Source organism: uncultured Campylobacter sp., from assembly GCF_938041645.1.
Classification (GTDB): Bacteria; Campylobacterota; Campylobacteria; order Campylobacterales; family Campylobacteraceae; genus Campylobacter_B.
The window spans coordinates 1-13,192 of record NZ_CALIST010000040.1; the positions used below are offsets into that span (position 1 = coordinate 1).

The following is a 13,192-nucleotide window of genomic DNA, read 5'->3' on the forward strand; positions in this document are numbered from 1 at the left end:
TATAATGATATTTTGCCAAGCACTGATCTACACGATTTATAATATCATATTTCTTTAAGTCCTCTTTCGAAATATATTCTGCTACAAACGCCATTTTCTACTCCTTAAATTTAATATTTAATTATATCTACGACATATTTATATTCGCTTATATGCTCGTAGATATCGCCTTCGCTTTTAGTGCCTAGTCTCCCAACCATATCGTTTAGAAAAAATTTCTCAAAATTTTCAGCGGTTACCTTGGCGCCGCTACTGGTTCGTATATCTTTACCATTTGCAATATCTGCTAAAATTTGATCAGCTTTGTTGGCTTGTCATTTTTTGCACTTTCTTAATCGTGCAGAAAAGTTACGACTTCGTGTTCTTTTGGTAAATTTTCTCTACCGTCAATACCGCGATTACCATATTCCGTTAGAGCTTCCTTTAAAATTTTATAAAGCTCGTCCAATGAAATTCCATAAATGCTAGAATTTATATTTTCTAGCTTATATTTGATAAAAAATGGATTATCGACTAGCATTTTACTTGTGGTTTCGTCGTAAATTCGCCTTATATCAAGCTCGATAACATTACCCTTATAGCATAAAATATAAATCTCCTCACCCGTAAATCCATCTCGCGGATCCGGTAAACATGGATCACAAACGAACATAAACCAAATATCTCTCTGCCTATCAATAACCCAATCAAGCTGCGCTATAGCCATATCGCTCAAAGTTGCTCTACAACCATATTTTATTCTATATTCATTCACAGTATTTACGACATTATATTTCTTCAAGTCCTCTTTCGAAATATATTCTGCTACAAACGCCATTCTTTACTCCTTAAAATTTAATTCTTGGATTATACTACGATATATTTATACCCATCTATACGCTAATAAATATAAGCATAGGAGTTAAATTTATAATTGATTTTTGCTTTGAACCGTGCGCTACGCTCTCGTTAAAATTTTTAAAATTTTAAAGTGCAATTTAAATTTACAGCCGCGGCTCGGCGCGCGCCAAAGTGCAAGTCGCCGCCGTATGTTTGAAATCCCGCTATAAACTATGCGGCGCTACGTATTCAAAACCCGCACATATCAGGTGCTGCGATGACACGCCGAGCTATGCGGGCTCGGTAAATTTCGCCGCGGCTCGCCTAGGCTTCTAACGCGTAGGGGATTTTATCTTTCGCGCCGGCGCCAGCAAAGCCTTTAAGCCGCAGCAGACAGCTGTCGCAAAGCCCGCACGCAGCGTCCTCGCGCTCGTAGCAGCTCCACGTAAACTCTAGCGGCACGCCGATTTCAAGCGCCAGCGAGACGATCTGCGCCTTGCTAAGGTGCACGAGCGGGGTTTTGATGCGCGGATGAAAGTCGCGGCTCGTGCCCAGATCGAGCGCTCGCTCGAACGCGCCGATGAACTCCGCGCTGCAGTCGGGGTAGCCGCTGCTATCCTCCTGCACCACGCCGATGAAGATCGCGTCGCAGCGCTCCTTCTCGGCGAGCGCGGCGGCGATGCTCAAAAACACGCCGTTGCGAAACGGCACATAGGTGCTCGGCAGATCCGAAAACACGCTCTCGCCACCCTCTGGCGGAATTTTATCGCTTTCGCTCTGCGATGAAATTTCACCCCCTGCGTGCTTGGGTGGAATTTTATCGCCCTGCTGCGGCTCGACTCCGCTTTGAAGTGAAATTTCGCCGCCTTGCGTTAAAATTTCACCGCTCTGCGTACGGCTGCTTCGCGCCGAATCTGCATCAAGCGGAACGTCCGCGGGGCTCATCATGAAATTTGACGCAGCAAAATTTTGCTCGCCAATCTCGGCATTAATAGAATTTGCCGCGATAGAATTTTGCCCGTCTAGGCGTACGCTCTTGGAATTTGCCGCGCTGTTAATCTCGACACTAGCGGAATTTACCGCGACGCCAAGCTCCGCAGCACCCTTTCTGATCGGCAAAGTACCGTCCGTGAGGGCGCTGCCGCCGATTTGCGCGATGAAGCGAGCGTCTAAAACGAACCTCTTTGCGACCCCCAAATCGTCGCAAATTTTACCGAAGCACTCGCGCTCCTTGTCCATCGTGCGCTGATTATAATCAAAATGCAGCGCCACGATCTCGTAACCTTCGCGCTTCGCGATATAGGCGCAGGTCGCGCTGTCCATGCCGCCGCTGATCACGCATAAAGCTCTCATTTTCGTCCTTTTTTTGCTAAAATTATACGAAAATTTTATAAAAGAGGGGTAAAAATGATACTTTGCGAGCAGCCCTATCCCGAAATTTTGGACGCAATCGCGGCGGAGCTGGGCGGCGGGAGCGTCGAGTTAATTTTCGTGCGCGGCGAGGAGATGCGGCAGCTAAATGCGCAAACGCGCGGCATCGATAAGGCGACCGACGTGCTAAGCTTCCCGCTCGATCCTGCGGCGTTTGCGGGCTTCAGCGAGGATTTTAGCGAAGAGAGCTCCGCGCATGAAAACAGCGGCGATAAAAATCCATACGCTGCGAATTCCGCTAGTGAAAATACAAGCGCTGCGAATTCTGCGAGGGAAAATTCTAATACTATAAATTTCGAAAATTCCGAGGGTGAAAGTTCTAACGACGAAAATTTAAAGAATGAGAATTTTGGCAGCGGAAATTTCGCCCCCGCACTGCTCGGCTCGGTCGTGATAAATTTAGACCTCGTAGAGCTTAAGGCGGCGGAACTGGGGCACGGCAGGGATGACGAGACGGCGCTGCTTTTTACGCACGGTCTGCTGCATGTGCTAGGTTACGACCACGAGAGCGACGACGGACAGATGCGCGCCAAAGAGTGCGAGATCATCGAGAAATTCCGCCTTCCAAAAAGCCTGATCGTGCGAACGGAAGGAAGTAGGGAGTAAGCGCCACGGGGATAGCGAGCCGTGCGATAAGCTATATGGATCACGAAGTAAAGTTTATATATGAACAATAAATTTGAAGTGTCGAAGCATGAGTAACAAGAAATTTTGCGATATATTGAAAAATTTATTTGATGTTAGCAGAATGAATTCCAGCGAGTATTTTTAAGTAGAATTTCTTATCGCATCAGACATTGCGGAAACGTTATACCATATATTTATGCCCCTTTTAATGAATTTTTATATGCTTTATTTAGTTTAAAAAATATCAAAAATAAAATTAGCGCCAAAATAATTCCGCTGCATAAAAAGAGTTTTTGTTCAAAGAAATTTTGCCTAAGATCAACTTCGATGATTACTTTATTATCACAATCTCCAAATTCTACGATATGAAGATTGATCATTTTTAAGATTACGCATTTATTATTAATGTATCTACTAAATATAAAATCACAAAAGTATTTTTCTTCATAGTCGTATTTGTTTGTATCAATATGAAAATCGATAAATTCCCAAGAAAAGATTTTGCCATTTCCCGCTACAGATATCTTGCAACCATTACCGCTTTTATAACTATGAAATCTAAAAAAATTCTCTACTGTTCCGGAGAAAATATATGGATTCTGTAAGGACTTCTCACTGGGTGCAACTGCATAAGCGGCCAAAAAACATATAGGCATAAGAACCATAGAAAATACGGCAATCATAGCTAAAAAATTATGCTTTTTAGCAAAGCCGAATTTGATTAGATCATTACAATAATCCACGTAACGAAGCGGATTTTTCATTGTGTTCCTTTAGATAAACATAGATGGTAGCCCAAAAAGCGCACGCTATCGCAAGTTCGGTAATTAGACTTAACGGCTACCCTCGATATCCGCAAAGTGCGAATGGGCGCACAAAATCTAACTGCATTTTCATTAAATTTCAAATGATATTTACGATATATTGTATTGTGCGGCGGATTAAATGCTGCTTAATATTTTTATTACAAACGCGAAATAAAAAGCCTAGAAACAAAGGTTTGTACGAACTAGCTTCTACATCGCAATTATCAAATACCTTTTCTTGCAGCCCTCTTAATATTTAAGACCGCTATCTTTCGTAGTAAAATAAATTTTTACATTCGAAAAAATAGGCAAATCTTGTAAATTCTCTAGTTCTACCTTATACATACCTTTTTGTAAGGGCGTGCAGGCGATCGTCGCACTATATGCGTCATAGTGTTTCTCGCCCCTATAAATACTCGTTTGCATATACGCGGGGCGTAAATTCCTCACCTCTGCAAACACGGGTTTTAACTTATAATAAAAATACTCCTTTCTGCGTCCAAATTTATTCGGCTCATTATCTATTTTGTATATCTTTAGACTTAGCGGTATTTTAGTACCGCGCAGCAGCGTTTCGTTCACGTCGTATTCCCCTCCTATATACGTATTTGCGAATTCATCATCCAAGAGCTTCATATCTCTATCGTAATCGTATGAGACAAAATCCAAAGTAAAATATCTACAAATTTTATCATCTTTGTTATTTATATATAATTCCGCTTTATTGCCGGCTTTAGTTAAATTTATATCGGTAAATTCCATAGGAATGCGCGGCTTAATTATCAAATAATTTATAAGCTCCTCCGCCACATAACAAAACAAAATAGACGCCGCTATTATAAAAATAAATTTTAATACTCTCATATTGCTCCATTTATAGGCATTTTAGCGGATTTATCCTTTCGCTTTAAGCATAATAGATTTTATTCACATTCATGAATATATGGATCTTTTAGGGTAAATTCGCCATGATCTCCCAGCCAAAACGTCGCATTCTCAAAATTGTCAATCGCAAATGTCGCATGGTGCTCGCTGTATACCCTGCGCGACCTGCATTTTTTACCTTTGTAATCATAGTGATCTGATAGCTTTTTATAAAACTCAATGCTTTCGTTATCAAAGTCGTAGCCCAGCGCGATATCTTGATTTCGCCCGTCGTAGAAATGAATATAGTCGAAATCGAAGTTATAATAAACCTTGCAATGGCTATTGTCGCCGTTTATTATGGCATCGCTGCAATATTTTTCTAGCTTTAATTTCTCTTTTTCAAACTCATGCCGTAGCTCAATCTGCTCAGACGGGTCTAAATTTTGTGTTTTCTCAGTAAAAAATTCCTCTTCATACCCAAGCGCCTTTTGCAATAAAATAGCCGAATATTCGGCTCTTTTAGAATAAAAATATAGAAAATAAGAGGTGTATAGTATAAAGATAAAACCTGCGAAAATCATAAAATTTCTAAGTAGTTTTTTCAAATCGTCGCCTTTATATGCTCTATATCGGTGCAAATAGTTTTGCCTCTTTCAAAAAGAGCGATGACTTATTATATCCCGTTAAGATTAAATCGCATTTGCAATTTGATATTATATTTTGATTTTAATCTGATATAAGAATGACGGGGCGTAAAATTTATCGTCGTATCATGTAAATTCCGCGGGCAAAATTTATGTGAATAAAATTCGCTTAACTGCACGCCTAGCCAATACTCACGGAGTATGTATTTGTTTTGTGGACAAACCTCAAGCGCGCCGATTTAGAATTTAAATTTCTTAAATTCTATCTTTTCATCGAAAACCGACATCGTGCGCCGCAGCTCGTCTATATCGACATTTAGCACGGCTAAGAAATACTCTCGTAGCTGCACGTATTCATCTTTGTTTGCCATCAAAATATTTATTATATCGACGTTGGCGTTTTCTTTATATAGCACGAGCTGATCGTGAATGCCGAAAAATCCGAGGCTGCCATTATGTAGATGCATAAATATCTTAGAGCCGTAAAGCAAGGTAAGTACCATAGTAAAAATACAGACTATATTTCTAATATTAACACTCACGCTTTCGTCGTCTCCGCCAAACTTAAGCGCGAGTAAAACCCAAACGGCGATAACGATCTTAAGGGCTAACGGCATTTGCTGCCTCCAACTCCATCTGCAATCGAAGCTAACCGCCATCGCACCGATCTTTTGTAGCTCAAAAAATTTCACAATTTCGCCCTTTTTATAATACGCGACGGAAGAGTTCGTCATCACGAAATATGCTTCGCCCTCGCGCCTAGCCGCCTCTATGAGTGGTAAGAGCACTAGGATAAACATCCGCAATACGCCTAGCTCTGGCGGACCCACCACGATGATGGCAAAAAACAAAAATATTAAAAATACGCAGCACATCGCAGGGAATTGATATTTAACGTAATCGCGATAGAGATGATCCGTGATGATTAATGGGGCTCTGTCATAATCTATGATTATGGTATTATCCTTGCTCGAAAGGCTCGCGTTCTTGTAGGTATATGTTTCTGCACTATCATCTGCAAACTCCGAGCCATCTAGTTTTAAATCCGGTTTTAAATTCAGATTGCAAGCATCGGGCTCGTCGCTATCCGTCTGCGATCCGCAAGACGCCTTCGCGTGCCTTCCGCGTAAGGCTTCTCTTAGCTCATCTAAATTATCGCTCAAATCGTCTCCTTAAATTTTACCCGAAATTTTGCCACTATTTTTTAGCCCGCTCCGCAAACAAACGCTGCAAAAAGGCGTCCGCGGCGGATAAAATTTCGCTCGAATTTTAAAAGCTCCGCTTAGCCAAAGTTTACGGGGTCCATATCGATCTCGACGGGCAGATGCTCAAGCGCGCGCGCGGCATTGATCAGCGGCACGTGTGAGCTAGCGCGCAGCAGAATTTCAAAGCGAAATTTCGACGCGATATAGGCGATACCCGCCTTGCCATAGCCGATAATCTCAAAGCTCTCGCTCGCTTTCTCTTTCAAATACTGAGCGGAATTTTCGGCAGTATTTTCGGCCGCTAAATTTATAAAATTTTGCGCGGCACCGTTTCTTTCAGGCTTTAAATTTACGCTACCCGCGTCTGCGTCGCAAGCTGAAATTTGCGCGGCATTTTTTAAATTTGAAGCGTTTTTTTGGGAGCTTAAATTTGCATTGTTCCCGCACAGATCCAAGCTTTGAAATTTAAAATTTGATATTTCGCTGCTGCCGCCCCCTGCGGCATTTTCTAAATTTAAAGCATTTAAACTTGCTCGCTTCAAGCCTGTATCCAGTCCGTCATGCGATACAAACGCACTACCTCCCGCCTGCTTGCGTCGTAAGATTTCAAGCGCCACGTTCATTATCTCGCTCGCCGCCTTTTCGTTTTTATGCGAGATCAGCACGCGCAAAAGCCGCATATACGGCGGATAGAGCCCCTCTCTAAACTCCGCCTCGTCACGCAAAAAGTCATCGTAGTTTTCGATATAATCCCTAAAAAAGTCGCTCTGGCGCGTCTGTATGATGACCCTGCCCTGCCCCGAGCGACCCGCGCGGCCAGCCACCTGCATCGCAAGCGCCAGCGTCTTTTCGCGCGCCCTAAAATCGGGATAGCTCAGATGTTCGTCGATCCCCATTATCACCGCAAGATCGACGCCATGGTAATCGTGCCCCTTACTAAGCATCTGCGTGCCTACCAGAATGTCGATTTTATGGGCGTTGAAGTTATTGAGTAGCGCCTCGAGTTTGCGCTGCGTCGTGATCTCGTCGCGATCAAATTTTGCGATGCGGGCGTTTGGGAAACGCGCCGCAAGCTGTGCCGCGAGCTCGCCCGTGCCGATCTTGCGCGCCTGCATCACTTCGCCGCCGCAGTTTTCGCAAGACGCCTTATAAAACGTGCTAAAGCCACAGTAATGGCACTTCAGCGCCGCAGCGTCCGCGTGGTAGCTCATCCCGACGGCGCAAAACGGACAGCGCACGATCTGCCCGCAGTTTTCGCAAACCATATATTTGTAATTCGCTCGCGTGGGCAAAAACACGACCGCCTGCTTGCCGGCTTCAAGGCTGCGCCCAATCTCGGTTAAAATTTTTGGGCTCAGCCCCGTCTCGCTCTCATCGAAAATAAAGCGCTTGGCGCTGCTAAAGTAGGTGCCGCGCAGGCGGAAGTGCGGCTGCTTCGCGTAGGTGCTAAGCGCGGGCGTCGCGGAGCCCAAAACCACGCGGATGCCGAGCTTCTTGCCGACGAAAATCGCGGCGTCGCGGGCATTTAGGCGCGGCGCGGCGGCGGATTTGTAGCTGTCGTCGTGCTCCTCGTCCACGACGATGAGACCCAGAGCGCTAAAGGGCAAAAACAGCGCCGAGCGAGCGCCCGCGATGAGCCGAATCTCGCCTGCGTTAAATTTTTCTAAAATTTCGCGCTTTTTTTTCGGCGAAATTTTAGAGTGCCAGACGCCGAGTCGCTCGCCGAAATAGCTCTGTAGCCGCTTCGTCATCTGCGGCGTTAGCGAAATCTCGGGCATCAAAAACAGCGCCTGCTTGCCCGCAGCGAGCGCCTGCGCGATCAGCGCGATATAAATTTCGCTCTTGCCGCTGCCCGTATCGCCGAAAATCAGCGATGTCTCATTGGCTTCGGCAAATTTACGCGCTTGCTCCTGCGCGGGGGTGAGGTTTGGAATTTTACCTATCTGAAGCGGAGATAACGACGTCGGGATGGGGCTTTGTGCTGCGGCATCTGAATTTTGAATTGAGATAGAATTTTGCGCTGAAGTAGAATTTTGAATCGAAACGGAATTCTCTCCCTTGGCAAAATCCCGTTCTTGGGTCGAATTTTGCGCAGTGGCGGAATTTTGTTTGTATGCCGAACTCGGCGCGGCAGCAAAATTTATTGTCATAGCGGAATTTTGAGCCAATGTAGAATTTTGAATTGAAACGGAATTTTGCTCATCGACAAAGTCCCTCTCTTGGATAGAATTCTGTGCGGCGGTAGAATTTAACGCCAAATTTTGCGAGATAGAATTTGGCGCCTGCTTTAAATTTTGCTTTTGCATGGAATTTGGCGCGATGACGGAATTTATGACGGTAACAGAATTTTTTGAGATAGTAGAATTTCTCGTCAATACAAACTTCTGGATTGAGGCGGAATTTTGTATGGCACTAAAGTCATCGTCGAGCGTAGAATTTTGTGTGGTGATGGAATCCTGCTCGGAAATAAAATTTTGTTCGCGGGTAGAAGCTTGTTTGCAAGCGGAGGTTGGCTTACTAACGGGAATTTGCTCGCAAGCGCAATTCCGCTCGGTCATAGGATCCTCCTGCGAATTCCGCAAATCCTGCGCCGTATTGCTCGCAGGCTCAAAGATCCCGAATGCAACGCCCTTTTCGCAAACATAGTAATGCGCGATAAAATTTGCAAGTGCGATCTGAAACGAGCTAATTTTAAGCTGCGAAATTTCAGAAATTTCCTTGGTTTTGAAGCTCGGCTTTGCAACCTCACGAAGGATCACGGCGGATTTGACGCTCGATTTTACAGGAACGGATACGATTTGATAAGCTGGGATTTTAAAATTTGAACTATAAGTAAGCGGCTTTAGGCTGGCGCCCAAAACCGCAACTTCATAATAGAGCATTTAGCTATTGAGCTAAGGATTGGCAAAGCTCGTCAGCGTGATTACAATCGAATGAGCCTACATTTCTATCTTTATTTGCACCGGAAGTAGGTATACTAGCTCTTGTTGGATAATAAGTAAAGTTAGTACTTTTGCCTGCTACGGTAGCCGTATATGTAGATGTGGCATTATCGTTGCCATTTCTAACCAAAGTCCAGCCGTTCCTACCACCATCTCTCATAGGATAGATAGGTTGCTGCAAAACGCCTTCAAAAAGAGTGGCATTGTCCGAACCCTCCAAAGCAGGCCACGTAGTCACGCCCCTCATCATATTCTCGCTTCTAACTAGCGAAAGTCCACTTCTAATGGCAGCGATATCTCCGCGCATCTTAGCGATCGTGGCATCATCGCGCGTAGCGGCTAATCTAGGCACCGCGATGCCCGCCAAAATACCTAAAACGACGATGACGAAAACAAGCTCAATCATCGTAAAAGCTTTTAAATTTTTCATGTTAAATCCTTTGATTTAAAGTGAGATGATTATAGCCAAATTTAAATAAAATTAATTTTAGTTGAAGAAAAAATCCTGCATTTTAAATGGAATTTTGTGAAATTTCATTAAATTCTGCGATTTTCTGCCCGAATTTTACGGACGTATCAGCCGGGATTTCAAATTTTAAAAACTCGCTTTGCGCTACGAGCACGATCGTTGAGCCAAGCTCAAAATTTCCCAAATGATCGCCCTTTTTAAAGTTCAAATTTTTATATTCGTAAAGCGCCTCAGCTCTACTTGCACATGCATTCGTTTGTATTCGCGCATCGAAATCAAATCTCATCTTGCCGACGTTTAAAGCACCCACGAAAACCATCCACAAAATCCCGCCATTTCGCATTTTGCACTTTAAAATCACTCGCTCATTTTTTATGTAGAGGTTTGGAATTTTAAGTAAAAGCTTCTTCGCCACGCTGTAGAGATCAGCGGGTATGCAAAGCGCCTGCAGCACGCTCAGATCGCACGGCGCGTGATAATGATGATAATCGCGCGGGCTTAGATAGATGTTTGCGTAGCTTAAATTTACGCCGCTTGTATTTTCGCCGCCTTGGGCGTCCTCTGCGCTCGTTTCGCGGCTCGCGCTATTTTCATCGCTGTAAATTTCGGCTCGCACGCCGCTTGCGGAATAAGTTGCGCCGCTTTCATCGCTTCTAATTTTTGCTTGCGTGGCGCGAAATTTCATCCCTGCGCCGGCATCTTTTGCGCATCCAGTTCCAACCTCGCCGCTCCCGTTCGTAGTAACCGCCCCGTCATCTAAATTTTTAACCGCTCCGCCGCTTTCGCTTGCAGTAAACGTGCGCCCCAACAGCTCGCTAAGGCTGTATTCGCAGCCCTTTACGCTAAAAGCCCGCAGATCGTCGCAGCATCCGCTCTCAAAGATCACGCCGTCGCTAGGGCTTATAAAAGCCATCTCGTCTGCCGCTATCTCGCGCGGACGCAGCAAGCGGCGGGTAAAAAGCGCGTTTAGGCTCGCGTAGCTTTGCGGCGGATCAAATTCGCTCATATCGATTTTGAAAAATTCCACATATTTGCGGTTGATAAAATTTTGTATAAATTTAGGAAATTTCACCGCGGCGATAACCCCGAAAATCCTCGAAATAGAACTTCTCATCTATGCCTTTCTAAGCTTAAGCAGCGCGATCTCGGCATCGGCAAAGACCCTTATCGGCGGGCCCCAAAACCCTACGCCGCTACTTACGTAGATTTGCTTCAGCCCGTCGTTATACAGCCCGTAAAGATACTTCTGGCTAAGCAGTACCAAAAGCGTCCACGGAAAAATTTGCCCCGCGTGCGTGTGTCCGCAGATACACAGATCAACCTCGTCGCGCACGAAATCCACGACGTATTTGGGCTGATGCGCGAGTAAAATTTTTGGTTTATCGGGATCTGCCTGCGCTAGCGCAGCGCCGAGATCGGGCTGCATATATCCGAAGCGAAAGCCGCTAAGATCGTGCACGCCCATTAAATTTAGCCCCTCAAATTCCACGCTTTCGTTTTGCAGCACCCGCACGCCAGCTTTTTGCATTGCCGCGATAAGCCCGCTTGCGTCGCCGCGGTAATACTCGTGGTTGCCCGTGACGAAAAAGATAGGCTTTTTGATCGCCTCAAGAGGCTGCAAAATATCCCCGAGCTCATCCGAGCGCAGATCAAACATATCGCCTACTATTAGCAGCGCGTCATAATTTAGCGAGTTTATCTGCGCTACGACGCCTTGCAAAAACTCCTTTTTCAAAAACTCGCCTAGATGTACGTCCGAGATGACGACGAAGCTTAGCTCGCGAGCTAAGTTTTTGATTTTTATTTCGCGCTCGGTGATTTTTGGAATTTTTAGTGCATTATAAAGCCCTTTAAAAATATAGCTAAACGCCATTATTACGAAGGTCACGTCGATAAAGGTTTTTAAAAATTTTCGCCTGTTTTGGCTAAATTTAACTACATGCGTAGCGGTGCTTAGCACATCGTAAGCAAGGCAGATAAAAAAGAGCGAAAAGGACGCTGCCATGCAAAATACGCATAGCTTATAGAGTAGCTCGTTTTTAAAGCTTCCATTAAGCCCAAAACCCGCAAAAAATATTGCATCTAAAATCGCCAAAGCTACGCAAAGTAAGCTCAAGACAGGGCGAAACGTAGCGAAGCTTTTATATGGCGCAAAACGCGCGCTGATCGATCTGTAGACGTAAAGATTAAAAAACAGAAATAAAATCGTGCCGACAATCGGGAAAATATAGGCGCTTTTCAAACTCTAGCCTTGGATATACTCATCCAGCTTATCTTTATCAAAGCCCGTGATTTCTTGCTTATCGTCTAAAATTAGCGCGCCGCTCTTTTTAAATTTAGTGATGGTGCGCGAAAATGTTTCGGGGGTGACATTTAGAATTTTGGCTATTCTAGTGTACTTTGTGCTCATAAAAATATCAAAATTTTCGTTGATAAACTTAGCGATTTTGCCGTCGCAGTTAAGCACGACTTGATTATCAAAGACCGCATTTAGCGCTCGGATCTTCTCAGACATCGATTTTAAAAGCTCCAGGCAAATCTTTGGATCGCTCATAAACTCGTTTTTAAATTTTTCATAATCGATCTTTAGCACCTCGCCGTTTGTCGAAAACACGCCACTTGCAGGATAGCTCGTCTCTTCGAAATTTACCATCTCCGCCACGAGCGAGATGGGGCGGATCTCGCGCATATGGATCTCACGCCCCTTTGCGGAGGTTTTATAGATTTTTAAAATTCCTTTTAGCAGGATTAATAGATACTGCGAGCGCTCGCCCTCGAAAAATAAAATTTCGCCCTTTTTGTAGCTTTTATGGATGCTAATCTGCTCCAAACGATCGATTTGCGCTGCGCTTAGAGCTTTGAAATAAGGAATTCTCTCAAGCATCGCCGTAACCTATTTTTTAAGCAGGTCTCTTATCTCGGTAAGAAGTTTAATCTCTTCGCTAGGCTCGGCAGGTGCGGCAGGTTCCGGCGCAGGCTCGGCGGGTTTTTTAAGCTTATTGATCGCCTTGATCGCGCAGAATATACAAAACGCGATGATGATAAAATCGACCGTTACCCGGATAAACGAGCCATAGTTTATCGTAACGGCCGGGGTCTGCCCCACCGCTTCTTTCAGCACGATCTTAAGATCGGTAAAATTCATGCCTCCCGTAAGAAGTCCTAAAACCGGCATCATGATGTCGCTTACGAGCGAGGTTACGATCTTGCCGAAAGCCCCGCCGATGACGACGCCCACCGCCATATCGATGACGTTGCCTTTCATCGCAAATTCTTTGAATTCCTGAATGAAACTCATATTGTCTCCTTAAATAAAATGCGCCGATATTAGCCTATTTTTGCTTTGTTTTTGCTTTTTATTAGGAAGTAAAAAGTATAATCC

At 44.5% G+C, this 13,192-nt stretch carries 11 protein-coding genes and 4 pseudogenes; 1 reads left to right on the plus strand and 14 read right to left on the minus strand.

The features are described 5' to 3' along the window. Positions 1-331 precede the first annotated feature (331 nt). The 3 genes and pseudogenes from Q0600_RS06155 to Q0600_RS06165 form a co-directional block, all read right to left on the minus strand. Positions 332-781 (minus strand): hypothetical protein, encoded by a 450-nt coding sequence (locus Q0600_RS06155; protein ID WP_298758145.1) that lies wholly within the window; start codon positions 779-781, stop codon positions 332-334. Positions 782-1,143: 362 nt separating this feature from the next. Beyond that, positions 1,144-1,590, minus strand: a pseudogene (locus Q0600_RS06160) (7-cyano-7-deazaguanine synthase); the annotation flags it as partial. 333 nt (positions 1,591-1,923) lie between these two features. Then, positions 1,924-2,172, minus strand: a pseudogene (locus tag Q0600_RS06165) (7-cyano-7-deazaguanine synthase); the annotation flags it as partial. Between the two features lie 54 nt (positions 2,173-2,226). On the opposite strand from Q0600_RS06165, the gene ybeY reads away from it, so the two are divergent. After that, the gene (gene ybeY / locus Q0600_RS06170) at positions 2,227-2,856 is read left to right on the plus strand and encodes an rRNA maturation RNase YbeY (RefSeq protein WP_298758147.1); all 630 of its coding nucleotides are present in this window, start codon (positions 2,227-2,229) and stop codon (positions 2,854-2,856) included. Positions 2,857-3,071: 215 nt separating this feature from the next. On the opposite strand, the gene Q0600_RS06175 is transcribed toward ybeY, so the two are convergent. From Q0600_RS06175 to mscL, 11 genes and pseudogenes are all read right to left on the minus strand, one after another. After that, a complete protein-coding gene (locus Q0600_RS06175) occupies positions 3,072-3,641 on the minus strand; it encodes a hypothetical protein (RefSeq protein ID WP_298758150.1) in 570 nt (189 codons plus the stop codon). 291 nt (positions 3,642-3,932) lie between these two features. Then, positions 3,933-4,547 (minus strand): hypothetical protein, encoded by a 615-nt coding sequence (locus Q0600_RS06180; RefSeq protein ID WP_297914539.1) that lies wholly within the window; start codon positions 4,545-4,547, stop codon positions 3,933-3,935. Positions 4,548-4,606: 59 nt separating this feature from the next. Further along, positions 4,607-5,155 (minus strand): hypothetical protein, encoded by a 549-nt coding sequence (locus Q0600_RS06185; protein ID WP_298758153.1) that lies wholly within the window; start codon positions 5,153-5,155, stop codon positions 4,607-4,609. Between the two features lie 278 nt (positions 5,156-5,433). Further along, complete coding sequence (locus Q0600_RS06190; protein ID WP_298758157.1) at positions 5,434-6,357, minus strand: hypothetical protein; 924 nt, start codon at positions 6,355-6,357, stop codon at positions 5,434-5,436. 650 nt (positions 6,358-7,007) lie between these two features. Continuing rightward, a pseudogene (gene priA / locus Q0600_RS10570) lies at positions 7,008-8,336 on the minus strand (primosomal protein N'); the annotation flags it as partial. A 693-nt stretch (positions 8,337-9,029) separates the two neighbouring features. Then, positions 9,030-9,281: pseudogene (locus Q0600_RS10575) on the minus strand (primosomal protein N'); the annotation flags it as partial. A gap of 4 nt (positions 9,282-9,285) precedes the next feature. Then, positions 9,286-9,771 (minus strand): prepilin-type N-terminal cleavage/methylation domain-containing protein, encoded by a 486-nt coding sequence (locus tag Q0600_RS06200; RefSeq protein ID WP_298758162.1) that lies wholly within the window; start codon positions 9,769-9,771, stop codon positions 9,286-9,288. A gap of 82 nt (positions 9,772-9,853) precedes the next feature. Next, the gene (gene asd / locus Q0600_RS06205) at positions 9,854-10,924 is read right to left on the minus strand and encodes an archaetidylserine decarboxylase (protein ID WP_298758165.1); all 1,071 of its coding nucleotides are present in this window, start codon (positions 10,922-10,924) and stop codon (positions 9,854-9,856) included. Continuing rightward, positions 10,925-12,052 carry a metallophosphoesterase gene (locus Q0600_RS06210; protein ID WP_298758166.1) on the minus strand — a complete coding sequence of 376 codons (1,128 nt, stop codon included), beginning with the start codon at positions 12,050-12,052 and terminating at the stop codon, positions 10,925-10,927. Positions 12,053-12,055: 3 nt separating this feature from the next. Beyond that, entirely contained in the window at positions 12,056-12,694 is a 639-nt protein-coding gene (locus Q0600_RS06215) for a Crp/Fnr family transcriptional regulator (RefSeq protein ID WP_297962290.1), read from the minus strand. A 9-nt stretch (positions 12,695-12,703) separates the two neighbouring features. Further along, positions 12,704-13,108 carry a large-conductance mechanosensitive channel protein MscL gene (gene mscL / locus Q0600_RS06220; RefSeq protein ID WP_298758170.1) on the minus strand — a complete coding sequence of 135 codons (405 nt, stop codon included), beginning with the start codon at positions 13,106-13,108 and terminating at the stop codon, positions 12,704-12,706. Positions 13,109-13,192 lie beyond the last annotated feature (84 nt).

Bases quoted from the DNA above. Each gene is read 5' to 3' on its own strand.
- asd (WP_298758165.1), bottom strand. From the start codon at position 10,924: ATGAGAAGTTCTATTTCGAGGATTTTCGGGGTTATCGCCGCGGTGAAA.
- Q0600_RS06180 (WP_297914539.1), bottom strand. From the start codon at position 4,547: ATGAGAGTATTAAAATTTATTTTTATAATAGCGGCGTCTATTTTGTTT.
- ybeY (WP_298758147.1), top strand. From the start codon at position 2,227: ATGATACTTTGCGAGCAGCCCTATCCCGAAATTTTGGACGCAATCGCG.
- Q0600_RS06200 (WP_298758162.1), bottom strand. From the start codon at position 9,771: ATGAAAAATTTAAAAGCTTTTACGATGATTGAGCTTGTTTTCGTCATC.
- mscL (WP_298758170.1), bottom strand. From the start codon at position 13,108: ATGAGTTTCATTCAGGAATTCAAAGAATTTGCGATGAAAGGCAACGTC.
- Q0600_RS06175 (WP_298758150.1), bottom strand. From the start codon at position 3,641: ATGAAAAATCCGCTTCGTTACGTGGATTATTGTAATGATCTAATCAAA.
- Q0600_RS06215 (WP_297962290.1), bottom strand. From the start codon at position 12,694: ATGCTTGAGAGAATTCCTTATTTCAAAGCTCTAAGCGCAGCGCAAATC.